This window comes from Dongia sp. (genome assembly GCF_041909655.1).
GTDB lineage: Bacteria > Pseudomonadota > Alphaproteobacteria > Dongiales > Dongiaceae > Dongia.
Map to the genome: position 1 here is coordinate 530105 of NZ_JAYRDA010000003.1, position 15201 is coordinate 545305.

At 64.4% G+C, this 15201-nt stretch carries 17 protein-coding genes; 8 read left to right on the forward strand and 9 right to left on the reverse strand.

Annotated elements, in window-relative coordinates; genetic code table 11:
- Nucleotides 1-3: 3 nt before the first annotated feature.
- Nucleotides 4-1179, reverse strand: a complete 1176-nt coding sequence (locus ACE3PR_RS08780; protein ID WP_374370679.1) for a patatin-like phospholipase family protein — start codon at nucleotides 1177-1179, stop codon at nucleotides 4-6.
- 109 nt (nucleotides 1180-1288) lie between these two features.
- Entirely contained in the window at nucleotides 1289-2485 is a 1197-nt protein-coding gene (locus tag ACE3PR_RS08785) for an MFS transporter (protein ID WP_374370682.1), read from the reverse strand.
- A 194-nt stretch (nucleotides 2486-2679) separates the two neighbouring features.
- On the opposite strand from ACE3PR_RS08785, the gene ACE3PR_RS08790 reads away from it, so the two are divergent.
- Both ACE3PR_RS08790 and ACE3PR_RS08795 read left to right on the forward strand, forming a co-directional pair.
- Nucleotides 2680-3561, forward strand: a complete 882-nt coding sequence (locus ACE3PR_RS08790) for a phytanoyl-CoA dioxygenase family protein (RefSeq protein WP_374370685.1) — start codon at nucleotides 2680-2682, stop codon at nucleotides 3559-3561.
- A 6-nt stretch (nucleotides 3562-3567) separates the two neighbouring features.
- On the forward strand, nucleotides 3568-4575 hold the full coding sequence (locus ACE3PR_RS08795; RefSeq protein WP_374370688.1) for a LacI family DNA-binding transcriptional regulator: 1008 nt from the start codon (nucleotides 3568-3570) through the stop codon (nucleotides 4573-4575).
- Here the strand turns inward: ACE3PR_RS08795 and ACE3PR_RS08800 are convergent.
- Nucleotides 4572-5411 carry an SDR family NAD(P)-dependent oxidoreductase gene (locus tag ACE3PR_RS08800; protein WP_374370691.1) on the reverse strand — a complete coding sequence of 280 codons (840 nt, stop codon included), beginning with the start codon at nucleotides 5409-5411 and terminating at the stop codon, nucleotides 4572-4574. The two genes, ACE3PR_RS08795 and ACE3PR_RS08800, sit on opposite strands and share 4 nt — an antisense overlap.
- A 112-nt stretch (nucleotides 5412-5523) precedes the next feature.
- Between ACE3PR_RS08800 and ACE3PR_RS08805 the strand changes: the two genes are divergently transcribed.
- Nucleotides 5524-6495, forward strand: coding sequence for a GlxA family transcriptional regulator (locus tag ACE3PR_RS08805; RefSeq protein WP_374370694.1), 972 nt, complete (start codon nucleotides 5524-5526; stop codon nucleotides 6493-6495).
- A 412-nt stretch (nucleotides 6496-6907) separates the two neighbouring features.
- Here ACE3PR_RS08805 and ACE3PR_RS08810 read toward each other — a convergent pair whose 3' ends face one another.
- Both ACE3PR_RS08810 and ACE3PR_RS08815 read right to left on the reverse strand, forming a co-directional pair.
- Nucleotides 6908-7429 (reverse strand): hypothetical protein, encoded by a 522-nt coding sequence (locus tag ACE3PR_RS08810; protein WP_374370697.1) that lies wholly within the window; start codon nucleotides 7427-7429, stop codon nucleotides 6908-6910.
- Between the two features lie 487 nt (nucleotides 7430-7916).
- Nucleotides 7917-9110, reverse strand: coding sequence for a phage tail sheath family protein (locus tag ACE3PR_RS08815; RefSeq protein ID WP_374370700.1), 1194 nt, complete (start codon nucleotides 9108-9110; stop codon nucleotides 7917-7919).
- A 95-nt stretch (nucleotides 9111-9205) separates the two neighbouring features.
- Here ACE3PR_RS08815 and ACE3PR_RS08820 point away from each other — a divergent pair, with 95 nt between their 5' ends.
- Together ACE3PR_RS08820 and ACE3PR_RS08825 are read left to right on the forward strand one after the other, a co-directional pair.
- Nucleotides 9206-9976: an SDR family NAD(P)-dependent oxidoreductase gene (locus ACE3PR_RS08820; protein ID WP_374370703.1), complete on the forward strand. Its 771-nt coding sequence runs from the start codon at nucleotides 9206-9208 to the stop codon at nucleotides 9974-9976.
- A 74-nt stretch (nucleotides 9977-10050) separates the two neighbouring features.
- Nucleotides 10051-10911 carry an alpha/beta hydrolase gene (locus ACE3PR_RS08825; RefSeq protein WP_374370706.1) on the forward strand — a complete coding sequence of 287 codons (861 nt, stop codon included), beginning with the start codon at nucleotides 10051-10053 and terminating at the stop codon, nucleotides 10909-10911.
- Nucleotides 10912-11026: 115 nt separating this feature from the next.
- On the opposite strand, the gene ACE3PR_RS08830 is transcribed toward ACE3PR_RS08825, so the two are convergent.
- From ACE3PR_RS08830 to ACE3PR_RS08840, 3 genes are all read right to left on the reverse strand, one after another.
- Nucleotides 11027-11329: a YkgJ family cysteine cluster protein gene (locus tag ACE3PR_RS08830; RefSeq protein ID WP_374370710.1), complete on the reverse strand. Its 303-nt coding sequence runs from the start codon at nucleotides 11327-11329 to the stop codon at nucleotides 11027-11029.
- Nucleotides 11326-12171 carry an ion transporter gene (locus ACE3PR_RS08835; protein ID WP_374370713.1) on the reverse strand — a complete coding sequence of 282 codons (846 nt, stop codon included), beginning with the start codon at nucleotides 12169-12171 and terminating at the stop codon, nucleotides 11326-11328. The genes ACE3PR_RS08830 and ACE3PR_RS08835 overlap by 4 nt, the downstream gene beginning before the upstream one ends.
- Nucleotides 12172-12287: 116 nt before the next feature.
- Nucleotides 12288-13166, reverse strand: coding sequence for a calcium-binding protein (locus ACE3PR_RS08840; RefSeq protein ID WP_374370716.1), 879 nt, complete (start codon nucleotides 13164-13166; stop codon nucleotides 12288-12290).
- A gap of 184 nt (nucleotides 13167-13350) precedes the next feature.
- On the opposite strand from ACE3PR_RS08840, the gene ACE3PR_RS08845 reads away from it, so the two are divergent.
- Nucleotides 13351-13677: a hypothetical protein gene (locus ACE3PR_RS08845; protein WP_374370719.1), complete on the forward strand. Its 327-nt coding sequence runs from the start codon at nucleotides 13351-13353 to the stop codon at nucleotides 13675-13677.
- On the opposite strand, the gene ACE3PR_RS08850 is transcribed toward ACE3PR_RS08845, so the two are convergent.
- A complete protein-coding gene (locus tag ACE3PR_RS08850; RefSeq protein WP_374370721.1) occupies nucleotides 13625-13927 on the reverse strand; it encodes a PepSY domain-containing protein in 303 nt (100 codons plus the stop codon). The genes ACE3PR_RS08845 and ACE3PR_RS08850 overlap by 53 nt on opposite strands.
- A gap of 118 nt (nucleotides 13928-14045) precedes the next feature.
- On the opposite strand from ACE3PR_RS08850, the gene ACE3PR_RS08855 reads away from it, so the two are divergent.
- Together ACE3PR_RS08855 and ACE3PR_RS08860 are read left to right on the forward strand one after the other, a co-directional pair.
- A complete protein-coding gene (locus tag ACE3PR_RS08855) occupies nucleotides 14046-14387 on the forward strand; it encodes a PepSY domain-containing protein (protein WP_374370723.1) in 342 nt (113 codons plus the stop codon).
- Entirely contained in the window at nucleotides 14384-15049 is a 666-nt protein-coding gene (locus tag ACE3PR_RS08860; protein WP_374370725.1) for a response regulator transcription factor, read from the forward strand. The genes ACE3PR_RS08855 and ACE3PR_RS08860 overlap by 4 nt, the downstream gene beginning before the upstream one ends.
- Nucleotides 15050-15201 lie beyond the last annotated feature (152 nt).

Below are 15201 nucleotides of genomic sequence, written 5' to 3' on the forward strand. Positions count from 1 at the left end.
GGCTCACACCTTCCGCTTCGGATAGGGCAGAGCGCCCGACGGCAGTTCCGGCATGAAATTCTTGCGCAAGGAGGCATCGGCGATGGCGTAGCCCCAATTGATCAGCCGCTCCTGCCGCTCGTCCGGCATCGCCTCGAGCCGCGTCGGCGTCGCCGCCAGTTCCAGGGTGCGCGCCGGCGGATATTCCTCGGCCGACCCACCGTAATGCGTGATGTCGCCGCGGATGCTCCAATAGGCGCCGGTGCGGAGGCCGTCGACATAGGAACCGATCAATTGCCGCTTCCGCAGGCTGCGCACCTGATTGTCGATGAGATCGAGCACGCGCAGCGAATGAAACGCCCAATCCTCGGACGGCTTGCCTTCATCGGCGATCTTGGCGCCGGCATCGCTGACCAGGATCGTCTGATAGCGTTTCCAGATGGTCTCTAACCCGAGATTGTCGTAGACGCCGCCATCGCTCAGCACGATCCGCCGGTTGAAGGGCGGATGGTTGAGGTCGACGCCCGGTTCCGGCGGCCCGAAACTCGCGGGATCGACCTCAATGACCAAAGGCGAGAGAATCGGCGGAAAGGCCGAGGAGGCGGCAATTGCTGTCGCCAGCGACAAGGTCGGCTTCTCAATGAGGCCGACCCGGTAATCGCCCATAAAAGGTTTGGAGAAACGCCAGAGCACGCCCGATTGCACATTGGTGGCGTTGATGACGAAGCGCGGCGTATCGGGCAGGGATTGCAAGGTGGCATCGCCGTAAAGATGCTTGCGATAGGCCTTGGCGATCTTCTCGCCGATCGTGCCGGGCAGGAAGATCCCCGCCAGGACCGATTTGACATCGAGCGTGTGGCGCGCCAAAGCGCGGATCGGATTCACCACCAGGGGTTCGAAATCCTGGCGCAGATTGCCGGGTACGAAACTCAGCTTGTGCCATTGCAGGGCCAATTGACCGGCGGTGATCGATCCGCCCGAAACGCTGGAAATGCGCTGCAACTCCTTCAGCAGGCCCGCATCGTAGAGACGCCACAGCGTACCCAGATGAAACAGCATGGCGCGATAGCCGCCGCCCGACAGGGCGAGCGCCATGCCCGGTTCCGGGCCGCGTTCGGCCTTCGCCTGGTTGATCGGCGATCTGCGTTCGCTGGGCGTATCGCTGGTAGGCCGGTTGTCTGCTGGGTCGTTGTGCGGCATGGCAAGCCCCTTCAACGAATGAGAGCAGAGAGTAGCATCCACAACGTAAAGGCGCAATGCGGCCCGTGAACGGGAAGGCCCGGCGATGGGAAGATTGGCTAGTGCTGACTTATTCCGCGACGGCGGGCTGGGGTGTGGGCCGCACCTTGTCGAGCCATGCGGCGTAAAGCGCGGTGAGGAAGGCGGCGAAGGCCACCGCTGCGCCGACCCAGGGCACGCTGGCATAAGGGGCGCCGAGGCTGATGGGAATCCCGCCCAGGAACGCCCCCGAGGCGCAGCCGATATTGAAGCCGGCGTGGTTGAGGGTCGAGGCGAGATTGGGTGCGCCCACCGATTTGTCGATCACGCGCATCTGCAAGGGGGCCACCACCGCGAAGGAGGCGATGCCCCAGAGGATCATGGTGACGATCGCGGTGGCCACGCCCGCCGAGGTCAAGGTGAAGAGGGCGAGGAGGGCGGCCAAGGTCAGGAAGCCGCCCTGCATCGCGCGCATCTGGTTCCAATCGGCCAGACGCCCACCGAGCAGCCCACCCACCGTGAAGCCGCCGCCGAAGAGGACCAGCGTAATCGTGATGGTGCCCGCACTCATGCCGGCATTCTGGGTGAGCAAGGGCGTGATGTAGGTATAGACCGAAAACAGGCTGGCGGCGGAAAGGGCACTCATCGCCATGCCCAGCATCACCTGCGGGCGCTTCAGCACGGCGAATTCGCGGAACAGGGATTGCGCCGGCAGTTTCGGCATTTTGGGGACCATCAGCAGCACGGCCAAACCGGCGATGGCGCCGATCCCGGCCACGGCCAGAAAGGTCATGCGCCAGCCGGCCCAATGGCCGAAGGCGGTGCCGCCGGGCACGCCCAGCACATTGGCGATGGTGAGGCCGGTCATGGTGAGGGCCATGGCCTGCGCGCGTTTGTGCGGCGGGGCGAGATCGGCCGCCACCACCGCGCCGATCCCCATGAAGGCCGCATGCGCGAAGGCGGTGAAGATGCGCGCCGCCATCATCAGGCCGTAAGTGGGCGCGAGCGCGCAGGCGATATTGCCCAGGATGAAGATGCCCATGAGGCCGATCAGCGTCCCCTTGCGGGGCAAACGCGCGGTGAGGATCGCCATGATCGGGGCGCCGATGATGACGCCCACCGCATAACCGGTCACCAGCAGCCCCGCATTCGGGATGTCGACACCGAGATCCCGCGCCACGTCGGGAAGGAGGCCCATCACCACGAATTCCGTGGTGCCGATGCCAAAGCAACCGGCGGCGAGGGCCAGGATCGTGAGGGGCATGCGGGTCGGAACGGGCTGGGTCATGTGCGCCAATCTCGCACATGCAGCATGATTTCAGAAGTTAATAAGTCAGACCAGAAACGCAATCGGGGGACGCAAAAAAGCATGCCTCTTGCGCCCTTTGTTCCGCCTGTGTTTCACTCCAGCTAATCGATTAGCTAATCGATTAGCTAATCGATTAGCTGGCGGATTTCCGCCATTTTTTGGGAGGGTCAGGGATGTACACGAAACGGGCACTTTTCGAGCTCGGCGTGACCGGCGCCGACTTCACCGAATCCGAGCAGGATCAGCTCGACCGGCAGGGGTTCTACATCCGCAAAAACTATTTCACGCCCGCCGCGTGTGAAGAGATGGCAACGGAATTCGACCGGCTCTCAAGCATCGAGGGCGCGCAAGGCGGGCACGAGGTTCATGTCGAGCCAGGCGCCCCCCGCGTCTCCAACATCTTCAACAAGACCGCCGCCTATGACCGCTGCCTGGGGATCAAGCCGGTCCTCGCCGCCGCCCATTACCTCCTGGGCGAGATCAAGGTGCATGGCGCCAATCTCCGCGAGCCGATGAAGGGCCAGGGGCACCAGGATCTCCATGTCGATGTCCCCAAGCACTTCCCGGAGGATTGGTGGGTCCTCAACGTGATCGTCACCTTCGACGACATGCGCCTCGACAATGGTCCCACCCGTGTCATCCCCGGCTCGCATCACTGGCCGCCCCTGAACGTCGCCGCCGTCAACCGCTTCGACTGGTCGCCCAAACCGCTCTCGCCGGCGGAAGAGAAACTGATCCCCACCGATCTCGCCGCCCCCTATCCCGGCGAGGTGCTGGTGGAAGCGCCCAAGGGCTCGCTCATCATCTGCAATTCCTCGATCTGGCATGGCGGCACGCGCAATCTCTCGGGCGATCGCCGCCGCGTGCTGCATCTCACCTACACGCGCCGCGATCTGCCGCAGCAACTGGTGCAGCGCCAGCATCTCACCCAGGCGACCTATGAGCGCCTCGACGATGTGCAGCGTTATTTCCTCGATATCGAGCCGGTCCCGGCGGGTGCGGCGATCCTGCAATCGGCCAGGGCGCCGGGTGCGACCAGCGATTGGTGGAAGTAACCGCGCATGGCGACCATGGACGAAGTGGCGGAAGAGGCGATGGTCTCGAAGGCGACGGTCTCGGCCGTGCTCTCGGGCAAGCGCTTCGTGAGCCCCGAATTGAAAGCCCGCGTCGAGCGCGCGATCGACGATCTCGGCTATCAGGTCGACGGCATCGCCCGCTCACTCAGGAAGGGCCGCAGCGATCTCATCGGCCTGGTCATTCCCGATATCGGCAACCCGTTCTTCACCGAATTCGTGCGCGACGTCGAAGCCAATGCCAAGGCCGGCGGCTTCGCCACCATCCTCGCCGACAGCAATTTCGACGTGGCGACGGAACTGCGCCTGCTCTCGCTCCTGCGCACGCAGAAGGTCGACGGCATCATCCTCTGCCCGGCAGGAAGGCGCGAGGATTACGCCTTCCGCCGCTGGCCGAAAGGGATTCCGATGGTGCTGGTCGACAATGTCTGGCCCGAGGCGTCCTTCGACAGCCTCGCCCTCGACAATGTGGGGGCGGGCATGATGGTGACGCAGCATGTCGTCGCGCAGGGCCATCGCGACATCGCCATCATCGCCGGACCCTGGGGCAACAGCACCAGCGACGAGCGCCTCTCCGGCTTCGAACGCGCGATGGCGGCGGCAAACCTCGCGCTCAATCCCGATTTCATCCGCCATGGCGATTTCCGCGAAAGCGGCGGCTATCGGGCAGCGCGCGAATTGCTCGATCTCGTCCCCCGTCCCAGCGCGATCTTCGTCGCCAACAACAACATGCTGATCGGCGTGATGCGCGCGCTCCACGATGCCGGGCTCGACGTGCCGGGGGACATCTCGGTGGCCTCGATCGACGATTTCCCCTGGGCCGGCGCCTTCCGCCCCGGCCTCACCATCGCCCGGCAGCCGGTCGCCGATTTCGCGGCCCAGGCCTTCCATCTGCTGCGCGGCCGCTGGAGCGAGATCGGCATTCCCGGCCCGCGTCAGCGCATCATCCTCCCCGCCGAACTGGTGGTGCGGGAATCGGTGGCGAAGCGGAACTAGCTCGCGCGCAAATAACGGGGCGCGGGGGCCGAGGTGGAGAGCTTGTCGCGCATCGCCTGGCGGGCACCTTCATAGGCATCCCACAATGCCTTGTCGTGAAGCGGCGGGATGGTGATCACCTCGCCCGCATCGAGGCCGGTCAAGGCCGCGTCCACCATGTCCTCGACCGGCATCACCCATTCGGTGGGCAAAGTGTTGTGCGGCACGCCGATGAGATCCCAGAGCGGCGTCGCCGTGGCGCCGGGCAGGACCGCCTGCACGCGCAAATTCTTTTCCTTGAGCTCGTTGGCAAGGGCCTGGGTGAAGGCGATGACATAGGCCTTGCTGGCGCCATAGACGCCATTGAGGATTTCGGGCGTGATGCCCAGCACCGAGGCGATGTTGATGATGGTGCCCTTGCCCCGCGCGGTGAAGCCGGGGATCGCCGCCAAGGTGAGGCGCGTCAACGCGGTGACGTTGAGATCGATCATCTGTTCCATCGCATCGGCATCGGCCGCCCCCAAGGGCGCGCTCGCCGCCACACCGGCATTGTTGACCAGCAGCGTGATGCCGGGATTGCTGCGCAATGTCTCCTCGATCTGCGCGCGGTCGCGGGCATTGTTGAGATCGGCGATTTGCGCAAAGACCTGACGCCCGGTCGCAGCGCGGATGCGTTGGGCGACCTCGCGCAAGCGCGCCTCGTTCCGCGCCACCAGGATGAGGTCATAGCCGCGTTGGGCCAGACGCTCGGCATAGACGGCGCCGATCCCGGTCGAGGCGCCGGTCACCAGCGCGATGCCGAGGGGGCCGGTACCGGTCGAGACAGTAGTGGTGGCGGTGGCGGAAGGGGTGCTCATGGCAATGCTCCGGTTGAGGGTGGTGGGGTGGATGGATATTTACAACCGGGCCGTCTTGTCTTAAATGTCAAAGAAGCATCATTTCAGGACATGACAACGGAAAGCCCCGCGTATGCACCGCATCGGCCTCGTCCTCTCGCCCGGCGCCTCCTCCATGGGCCTTGCCCCGCTGGCGGCCTTCGAAATGGCGAATTCCCTGCTGGGAAAGCCCCATTACGAGATCCGCATCCTCTCGGCCGAGGGCGGGCCGGTCCCCACGGTGAGCGGCTTTGCCGTCGCCACCCAGCCCTTCGGCCGCTACCGCCCGGACACGCTGCTGATCGCGGGCAGCCTCACGCCGGCCAGTCTCACGCCGGATCGCATGGGGGATGCGGCGGCAAAAGACGCGCGCGCGGCCACGATCCGCTATGTGCAGCGCGCGGCGAAGGTGAGCCGGCGCGTGGCGGCGATCTGCATCGGCGCCTTCACGGCGGCCGAGGCGGGGCTCCTCGACGGGCGCCGCGCCACCACCCATTGGGCCCAGGCCCAGGCTTTGCAGGCGCGCTATCCGGCGGTGAAGGTGGAACCCGATCGCATCTTCATCGAGGATGACGGCATCTGGTCCTCGGCCGGGATGAGTGCCGGGATCGACCTCGCCCTCGCTTTGGTCGAGCGCGATCTGGGCGCGGAACTTGCCCGGCGTGTCGCGAGGTCGCTCGTCCTCTATCACCGCCGCGCCGGCGGCCAGTCGCAATTCTCCGGCCTCCTCGATCTCGATGCAAAATCCGACCGCATCCAGAAGGCCCTCACTTTCGCGAGATCCCATCTCGCGCAAAAGCTGGATGTCGCCGAACTCGCGGCCGCCGCGAATCTGAGCCCGCGCCAGTTCAGCCGCGCCTTCCAGGCCGAGACCGGCCAGTCACCGGCGAAGGCGATCGAGAACCTCCGCGTCGAGGCAGCACGCCTGATGATGGAGGAAGGCCGCCACCCCATCGAAGTGGTGGCCCGCGAGACCGGCTTCGCCGATAGGAACCGCATGCGCCGCGCGTTCCTGCGCGCCTTCGGTCAGCCGCCGGCGGCGATCAAGCGAATGGGGCGGGGGTAGGGGGTGCTCATCGTCCTTGAGAAGGTTGTTGGCAGCGAGTTCGAGGTCTCGGAAGAACCTAAAAGTGCGAGAATTCAGGTAGTGGAGATTGTTTTTTTTTGGCTCTATGGCCAATTGCGTAGAGGTAAAGCTCTCCTCTCGGATGCTCGGAAATCATGAGGTGTGTTCTGTTAAACGGGGGAAACAATTTTCCCTTCAAAAGAGTTGAAGCGGCTTTTCTTCAAAATTACACGGCTACAATGAGCGCGCCCATAACCGAGGATTAACAAAAAGAAGCTCGGGTGCTTCTAGGCCTATCTGAACGGAAAAGGATTGCGCCTATGCACTGGTTCGAAGTTGATCAACTGCCACCATTTGAGCGCAGCACCGTTTCCGAACTCCCCGAGTAAATACTTCGTAGCGTTGAATCAGCTTAACTTCGGTTAGCTTTCTTTTGCCAACGAGGAATCACAGAAATGGGAGCGAGTTCGTCTGAGGCGATCGTTCGCATGGCCGCGAGACAAAAGTTCGTGATCTCACAGCTTCTCACAACATTGTCAGCCCATGAGTGGCTCTCATATTTTAGTTCCGCGAGATCGCTTCTAAACTCTTCAAGGGCATTAACTGCTGCCGGGGAAATAATCACGCCGCCCACGTCACGCCAACGGAGGAGTTCCGCGAAGGCCTTGTTATTCTGCTCGACCAAGTTGGCGTGCTTTTTTTCATAACTCTCAGCCGCGTGGCCTTCGTATCGCAAAAGCTCAAACTGAAAATCCCAATACCTTTTTATGTGATGTAGGGCGTCCAGAATTGCAGAATAAGCTAGTGACTTACGCTCCCACAGCCTCTCCTGATAAAATTTTGCTAGGGCCAACCACGCCGCCAAGAAAACGCCTACGCCAGTTGCAATAAACGGAGTGAGTTTAGTTACAATATCGCAGGCAATTTCCGACATGACTTACTGCTGGCCCCAATCCGCCGTGTATTGTCGACAAGCTTAAAATAGTGCGCTGTGTGTCTAGTTAATGCAATCGAAGATTGATTAAACTCGGCTATCTTTGCGTCGTGAATTTTCAAATGATTGACGTTGAAAATCCTAAACCTACGTCATGGTCGGCGAAGGCCGACCATCCACGAGTTTGCTTCCGTGTGAAGAAAGGAACTCGTGGATCCTCCGCCTTCGCGGAGGATGACAAGCGGGGAGAGCGGCGCGCGCCAAGCATGATGATGAGGGGCGGATGGAGTGGATGCCCGGCCAGTCGGATCAACGCTGGGCCCGGGCATGACGGGATAGGGCGGGATGGCTCTTGCGGCGGTGGGATGGATTCCCGCTTTCGCGGGAATGACAAGAAGCAAGGAGAGAGTGTGACGGCGGCATTGGTTCCGCCGCGTTCTTACGGCGAGGCGGCCAGGTTCACGCGGCCAAGCTTACGCGACCAACGTCACGCCGGCTTTTGCGCCGTGAGGGGCACGGTGACGATGATGAACTCCGCAGGCTTCAAGGGTGCAAAGCCGATCTGGAGGGTGAGGCGGCCGGATGCGATATCCTCCGGTGTCGTTGTGGTGGCATCGCAGGTGACGAAATAGGCCTCTTCGGGCTTGATGCCCTGGAAGGCGCCCTGGCGGAAGAGACTAGTGAGGAAGGTTTCGGCGCGCGCGCGGATCCGGGTCCAGAGCTGCGCGTCATTGGCTTCGAAGATGGCCCAGGCGAGGCCGGTGCGCAGGCTCTCCTCGATGAACCAGGCGAGGCGGCAGACCGGGATGTATTTCCATTCCGAGGCGAGCGCATCGGCCCCGGCGAGGGTGCGCGCGCCCCAGACGACCGGGCCGATCGGAAAGCGGCGGAGCGTGTTGATGGCGTGGGGGTTGAGCCGACCGTTCTCGCGGTCGGTGAATCTGCGGCTGACATCGCTGACGCCGCCGAAACTGGCGTCGAGCCCGGCGGGGGCTTTCCAGAGGCCGCGCTCGGCATCCTTCCGCGCGATCACGCCGGCAATTGCGCCGGATGGCGCGATGGCGGCTGCGCCGCCGGGCGCAATGCTGACTGCGCCGCCGGGCGCGATGGTCGTGTCCTCCTCGACGACGAGGCGCGGGAAATAGAGCGCGGCATGGGGATAGGTCGCGGGATCGAGGGCGGCACGGAGCGTGGCGATGCCCGCGATGGCGGCGCCGACCGGGTCATCCGCCTGTTCCCAGGCCAGAGGCGCATCGATGAGGAGGAGGGCGCGGCGCCGGCGGCAGATCCGCGCGGCCGCCGCCCAGATCTCCGGCTCGATGTCGCTGCCATCGGGGAGCGGCGGGATCACGAGGAGGTTGAAGGTTTCGCTGGGGGCGAGGGAATCGAGGGCGGCGATGAGCGCGCTTTGGTCCGATGCTGTTGTTGCGACGGGCACAACAAGCGCGTGGTGGCCGCCATTCTCGAAGAAGGCGCGCAAGGCTTGCGCGAGCGGTGCGGCGGGATCGGCGCTCGCATAGCGCGCGACATCGTTGCGATGGGTGAGGCGCGCCGGGGTGAGGTCCGCCTCCGGCGTCACCGGACCGAGAAAGGCCGCGACCCCGCTTGCGACACCGGTCACCGCTGAGGGTGTGGCGATCTCGGCCACGTAAATACCTGGATGGGTCGGGTTGTTCGGCATGGTCCGGGCCTCACCTGACTTCCGTGAGGGGGGATGCTATGACAGCGGCGCGGAATTTGATAGCGCGGCATCAAGGATAGTGGGGAGCGGAAGTCATGGGCGATCGTCTGGCAGGCAAAGTGGCTCTCATCACCGGGGCCACATCGGGGATCGGGCGGGCAATCGCCGAAAGGTTTGCGGGGGAAGGGGCGAAGCTCTTCATCACCGGGCGCAACGAGGAGGAGGGCACGCGGTTGGCGCGCGAACTCAAATGTGTCTTCGTGCCGGGCGACGTGACCGCGCCGGGTCTTGCCGATTCCCTGGTGGCGCAGACGGTGGCGACCTTCGGGCGGCTCGACATCCTGGTCAACAATGCCGGCATCATCCATCGCGGCAACGCGCTGGAGACCTCGGATGCGGATTTCGCGCGGGTGATGGAGGTGAATGTGAATGCCCCCTTCCGCTTCTCCCGCGCCGCCCTCCGCCAGATGGTGAAGCAATTCGAGGCCGAGGGAAAAGGTGGCGCCATCGTCAACATCGCCTCCGACTGGGCGGTGGTGGCGGGGTTGGGCGAGCTTGCCTATTGCACCTCGAAGGCCGCCATCGTGCAGATGGGGAAGGCCATGGCCGCCGATCATGCCAAGCAAGGCATCCGGGTGAATGCCATCTGTCCGGGCGATGTGGAGACGCCGATGCTGCTGGGGGGCATCCTCCATCGCGGTGACAGCGCCGCGGAGGGCCTCGCCAAGAACGGCGCCGGCATCCCCATGGGCCGCGTCGGCCAGCCCCACGAGATTGCGAACGCGGTGCTGTTCCTGGCAAGCGACGAGGCAAGCTTTGTGACGGGGACGCAATTGCTGGTCGATGGCGGGAACACGGCGGTTTAGCGGGGCAGCGCAGGGTTGGCGCGGGGCTTGCGTGTAAGGGGTGGGGAAGAAATAGACCAGCCTGGAGAAAACCCGTGTCACGATGGATATATCCCTTGATCGGCCTGCTGTTGGCTTTGGCGGCGGCGTCGCCGGTGCTGGCTGAGCCGGCTTTGGCCGATTCCCTGCCGCCCGGCGTTACTATCCGCAAGGACGTGGCCTATGGCGCGGATGATGATCAACGCATGGACATCTATCTGCCGGCGAATGCCCGGAACGCACCCATCCTGCTGATGGCCCATGGCGGTGGCTGGAAGCGCGGCGACAAGGAGATGGGCCGCGTGGTCACCAACAAGGTCGCGCGCTGGGCGCCCAAGGGGGTGATCGTGGCCTCGGTCAATTACCGCATGATCCCCGATCTGCCGCCGAGCGGCCAGGTCGAGGATGTGGCGCGGGCGCTCGCAAAGCTGCAGGAGATGGCGCCCGAATTGGGCGGCGATCCCGCCAATGTCATCCTGATGGGGCATTCGGCGGGCGGGCATCTGGTCTCGCTCCTCAACGCCGCGCCCGAGATCGGCACGGCGCAGGGGGCGAAGCCCTGGAAGGGCGCCGTCTCATTGGATAGCGGGGCCTTGAACGTGCCGGCGATCATGGAGAAGCGGCATTTCAAACTCTATGACGAGGCCTTCGGCACGGACCCCGCCGAATGGAACCGCGCCTCGCCCTATCACCGCCTAGCCGGGGCGACGCCGCCCATTCTCTTCGTCTGCCGCGAAGGGAAATATCCCTGCCGGGAAGCGGGCGCCTACAGCGCCAAGGCAAAGGGCTTCGGCAACAGCGTCGAGATCCTGCCGCAGGATAAAAGCCATGGCGAGATCAATTGGGAACTGGGCGAGCCCGGGCCCTATACGGATGCGGTCGAGGCCTTCATGCGGAAATTGGGTTGGGGGGTGTGAAAGCGCCCCTCACCCCCACCCTCTCCCCGCTGACGCGGGGCGAGGGAGCGGCCGAGTATGATTGAAGCCCCTCGCCCCATGAAATGGGGAGAGGGGTTGGGGTGAGGGGCGCTTGCTACAGCGCCGGCATCCCATGCTTCTTCCGCGCGATGTTGCAGGCGTCGTCGCCAGGCTGGCAGGCGCGGCAGACATCGGGGCGGAGGCCATAGATGGTGCAGGCGGTCATCTCGCCCACTTTGCCTGCGAGCGCCTTGCAGCGATCGCCCTCGCAGGCCATGCCGCTGCCATCGGCTTTAATGAGAGCGGGCGGGATGAGGGCGAGGTCGTCTTCATGTTCGAGGCTGAAGCGCGGCCAGGAAGCATCCGTCTCGCAACAGGCGCCGCAGGCTTGGCAGGGTGAGTCGGGTGCCGCGCTCATGGATGCTGCTTATGATCGTGCGCGTGGTCATGCTCATGCTCCAGCCGTGCTGCCTTGCGGGCAAGGGCCGCGGCATGGGCGGCGGCGGCCTGTTCGCGGTGCTTCTGGAACACCTCGCTGAAGGCGGCGGCGAGGATGCCGGTCGGCATGGCGATGAGGCCGATGCCGATCACCGCGGTGGCGCCGGCGCAGATGCGGCCGAGGATCGTCACCGGATAGACGTCGCCATAGCCCACGGTGGTGAGCGTCATGATGCTCCACCACATGGCGCGCGGGATGCTGCCGAAGGCTTCGGGCTGGATCGGGCCCTCGGCGAAATAGAGCAGGGTCGCGGTCAGCACCAGGAAGAAGAAGCCGATGAGGAAGCTCAAGCCCAATTCGTAGCGGCGCGCATTCATCGCCTCGGTGAGGTTGCGCACGGCGTGGGAATAGCGGGCGAATTTGACAAAGCGGAGAATGCCGATGAGGCGCACCAGGCGCAGCAAGGCGGAATCGGTCGGCAGGAAGACGAAAAAGAGCGGCGCCGTGGCGAGGAGATCGATGAGCGCCATCGGCGTCACCACGTAGCGCAGCCGGCCGAGCCAGCCGGCATAAGCGGGTTCTTCACCGGCGGCATAGAGCCGCGCCAGATATTCGATGCTGAACAACGCGGCCAGGGTGAGTTCGACGATGCGGAACGTGGTGGGCGAGATTTCCACCAGATGCGGTTCGGTCGAGAGCACCGCGAACATCCCGCCGAACAGGATGAGGGCGCAGATCGCGCGGTTGGCCGGCGACAGGCCGTGCCGGTGCCAGGCCTCGGCCACCAGATGCCGGTGCAGCAATGCCCTTGTGGTGGTCATGAGAAAATTCGCGTCCCGCCATGGTCGGGTGGGGGGATCCACCCATTGGCGGGCATATAACGCCGACCGGCACCCAGCCGCAAGGCCGGGTGCCGGGTTCGGGTTCGGCCCCGGAATTAGGCCGCCGGTTCGGGGTTCCACTCGATGAGATTGATGCCGCCGACATTGGCATTGTAGTCGTGCAGCAGGAACAGGTTCACGCCATCGAGCTGGACCGTGGTGATGTTGGTCCCGGCGTTATAGGACCAGGCATCGCCTTCGACCTGATCGCCCTCGGCGGCGGAATAATCCCAGACATTGTGCTGCTGGGTGTTGTCGATGCTGACGAAGGTGTCGGCGCCGGCGCCGCCATACATCTCGTCCGTGCCGCCCGACGAGCCGACCATGAAGTCGTTGCCGCCCTCGCCGCTCAGGAAATCGGTGCCGCTGCCGCCGAACATGTGATCGTCGCCGCCACCGCCATAGAGGATGTCGTTGCCGGCCCCGCCATCGAGGAAGTCGTTGCCGTCGAGGAACGAGGCATTGCCGAAATCGCCCAGGATGGCGTCATTGCCGTCGCCACCCTTGATCCAGTCATTGCCGGCCTGGCCCTGGGCGTAATCGTCGCCGCTGCCGAGATCGATATTGTCATGGCCGCCGGCGCCATAGACCTCGTCGCCGCCACCCAAAGCGTCGATGATGTTGCCGCTCTCGGTGCCGTTGATGACATCGGCGCCGTTGGTGCCGTAGATCGGGAAGAGATCGGTATCGTCGATGCCGAGAATGGGATCGAGCACGGGGCCGAAGCCGCCGTCATCCTCATGGCCGGAATCGGGCAGGGTCGCCTTGAAGAAAGGCGAATCCGGCGCCGGTGCCACACTCGCCAACTGGTCGGGGAAGAAATAGGCCGAGCTTTCCTGTTTCAGCGTCGGTTCGGCGCGGCTCGCCGTTTCGGCATAGGCGCCGTAATCGAACAGGCGCTTGGTTTCGGTCAAATTGGCTTCACGTAGCGACATGGTGCTTCTCCTTCAAAGAAAGCAAGGAATCGCGTTCCGCCGTCCTTGGGAGAGAAGTCGGATGGGTGGCGCCGGGGGTTCAGCGCCGCGCAGTCTTGTCACAAACCGCGTGCATTTGAGTTAAACTTTGTCACGTGGCAGGCACCCCTTCCTGAGGTATTCTCTCACGCAGGGGGACGGTTTCATGGATATGCTTTACGGGATTCTGCCGCTGGTCATGCTGGGGCTCTATCTCTGGCTCCAGATCCGGACATTGCGGCGCTACCGGCATGGCTGGTGGTGGGCGGCGCTGCTGCCCGCCATCGCGATGGCGCTGGCCACTCTGGTCGGCCTCGTGGGCGGGTTGCAGGGCGCCAATCTGGCCCCGCTCTGGTTCTTCCTCACCTTGCCGGTGAGCCTCCTTTATCTGGGCGGGCTCACCGGTTTCAAGGCAATCAGGGATCACGGGCGGCGGGGGATCAGCGGCGGTAGGGCAATACCGCGCCGCTGGCCGGATCGAGGCGTAGCTTGACCTGGGCGCCATTGGCGTCGTGGCCCTTCAATTCGATGCAGCCGTCGTCGATCTCGTAATCGCCGATCGTGTAGCCGAGCGCCTCGCCGATCTGGATCGCCCTGCCGGCATCGAGCCGGGTGGCGCCGGCGGCCAAGGTGCAGGCCTGGTCGTCCCAATCCTTGTTGTCGGCGAAAGCGGGCGTGGCGGCGGCGAGGCCGGTGGCGAAACAGGCTGCGGCGAGCAGGAGCGCGAAACGGGTGGGGGGCATGGGGAATCTCCTTTGGTTGCGTTCGGGAACGATACCGGCAAGATAGAAACCGGGGCCTGAACACCGCCTGACCAGTCTTGTCAGCGATCTGTCAGCCGGAATTTGCGATGAGCGCGGGATGAAAACACGCCCCTTCATGATCTTTGCCGCCCTGCTGTCCTTGGGGCTTGCCTTGCCGCTGCCCGCGGTCCGGGCCGAGGACCCGCCCAGCACAATCGAAGCTGATGACGATCACGAGACGGCGCGAAAGGCCCTGGAACAGCACGAGATCCTGCCGCTGGGCCGGGTGCTCGCCCTCATCGAGGAGAAATATCCGGGTGACGTGATCGAGATCGAATTGGAGCGCCAGGGCGCGCTCTGGATCTACGATCTGGAACTCATCGATGCCGAGGGGCGCGTGCGCGAGCTCGATATCGATGCGCGGACCGGCGAGGTGCTGAAGGACGCGTTCGACCGATGAAGATCCTTCTGGTCGAGGACGAGGTGCGCATCGCCGACGAAGTCATCGATGCGCTCAAGGGGGCCGGCTATGTGGTCGATCACGTGGCCGATGGCGAGACCGCCTGGTTCCAGGGCGATACGGAAGAATATGACGCGGTGATCCTGGATCTGGGCCTGCCCGGCCTCGACGGACTTTCGGTGCTGAAGCGCTGGCGCGGCAATGACCGGCGGTTCCCGATCCTCATCCTCTCGGCGCGCGGGTCCTGGAGCGAGCGCGTCGAGGGCATCGATGCCGGGGCCGACGAATATCTCCCCAAGCCCTTTCACATGGAGGAATTGCTGGCGCGGCTCCGCGCCATCATCCGCCGCGCGGCGGGGCAGGTGACCGGCGTCTTGCAGGTGGGACCGCTCAGCCTCGATCCGAAACAGATGCGCGTCACCAAGGACGGCCAGGCGCTCAACCTCTCGCCCCAGGAATACCGCCTCATCTCCTATCTCATGCACCATGCCGGGCGCGTGGTGACGCAGATCGAACTCACCGAACATCTCTACGCCCAGGATTTCGAGCGCGACAGCAACGCGATCGAGGTGCTGGTCGGGCGCGTGCGGAAGAAAGTAGGACCCGACCTCATCGAGACGCGGCGCGGGTTCGGCTATGTGATGAAGGGCGACGGTGAATGAGCGCACTACGTCACTTCCCCTCCCCCTTCAGGGGGAGGGTAGGGTGGGGGCACGAAAGCGATGGTTGTGCGAACCCAGGGGGGCCCCCCCCCCCCCCCCCCCCCCCCGGCCGGGGGGGGGGGGGGGGGGGGGGCGCGGCGGGCGGGGCGGGG

Excerpts from the sequence above, each read along its gene's own strand:
- ACE3PR_RS08780 (WP_374370679.1), bottom strand. The coding sequence starts at position 1,179 with ATGCCGCACAACGACCCAGCAGACAACCGGCCTACCAGCGATACGCCC.
- ACE3PR_RS08785 (WP_374370682.1), bottom strand. The coding sequence starts at position 2,485 with ATGACCCAGCCCGTTCCGACCCGCATGCCCCTCACGATCCTGGCCCTC.
- ACE3PR_RS08790 (WP_374370685.1), top strand. The coding sequence starts at position 2,680 with ATGTACACGAAACGGGCACTTTTCGAGCTCGGCGTGACCGGCGCCGAC.
- ACE3PR_RS08795 (WP_374370688.1), top strand. The coding sequence starts at position 3,568 with ATGGCGACCATGGACGAAGTGGCGGAAGAGGCGATGGTCTCGAAGGCG.
- ACE3PR_RS08800 (WP_374370691.1), bottom strand. The coding sequence starts at position 5,411 with ATGAGCACCCCTTCCGCCACCGCCACCACTACTGTCTCGACCGGTACC.
- ACE3PR_RS08805 (WP_374370694.1), top strand. The coding sequence starts at position 5,524 with ATGCACCGCATCGGCCTCGTCCTCTCGCCCGGCGCCTCCTCCATGGGC.
- ACE3PR_RS08810 (WP_374370697.1), bottom strand. The coding sequence starts at position 7,429 with ATGTCGGAAATTGCCTGCGATATTGTAACTAAACTCACTCCGTTTATT.
- ACE3PR_RS08815 (WP_374370700.1), bottom strand. The coding sequence starts at position 9,110 with ATGCCGAACAACCCGACCCATCCAGGTATTTACGTGGCCGAGATCGCC.
- ACE3PR_RS08820 (WP_374370703.1), top strand. The coding sequence starts at position 9,206 with ATGGGCGATCGTCTGGCAGGCAAAGTGGCTCTCATCACCGGGGCCACA.
- ACE3PR_RS08830 (WP_374370710.1), bottom strand. The coding sequence starts at position 11,329 with ATGAGCGCGGCACCCGACTCACCCTGCCAAGCCTGCGGCGCCTGTTGC.
- ACE3PR_RS08835 (WP_374370713.1), bottom strand. The coding sequence starts at position 12,171 with ATGACCACCACAAGGGCATTGCTGCACCGGCATCTGGTGGCCGAGGCC.
- ACE3PR_RS08840 (WP_374370716.1), bottom strand. The coding sequence starts at position 13,166 with ATGTCGCTACGTGAAGCCAATTTGACCGAAACCAAGCGCCTGTTCGAT.
- ACE3PR_RS08845 (WP_374370719.1), top strand. The coding sequence starts at position 13,351 with ATGGATATGCTTTACGGGATTCTGCCGCTGGTCATGCTGGGGCTCTAT.
- ACE3PR_RS08850 (WP_374370721.1), bottom strand. The coding sequence starts at position 13,927 with ATGCCCCCCACCCGTTTCGCGCTCCTGCTCGCCGCAGCCTGTTTCGCC.
- ACE3PR_RS08855 (WP_374370723.1), top strand. The coding sequence starts at position 14,046 with ATGAAAACACGCCCCTTCATGATCTTTGCCGCCCTGCTGTCCTTGGGG.
- ACE3PR_RS08860 (WP_374370725.1), top strand. The coding sequence starts at position 14,384 with ATGAAGATCCTTCTGGTCGAGGACGAGGTGCGCATCGCCGACGAAGTC.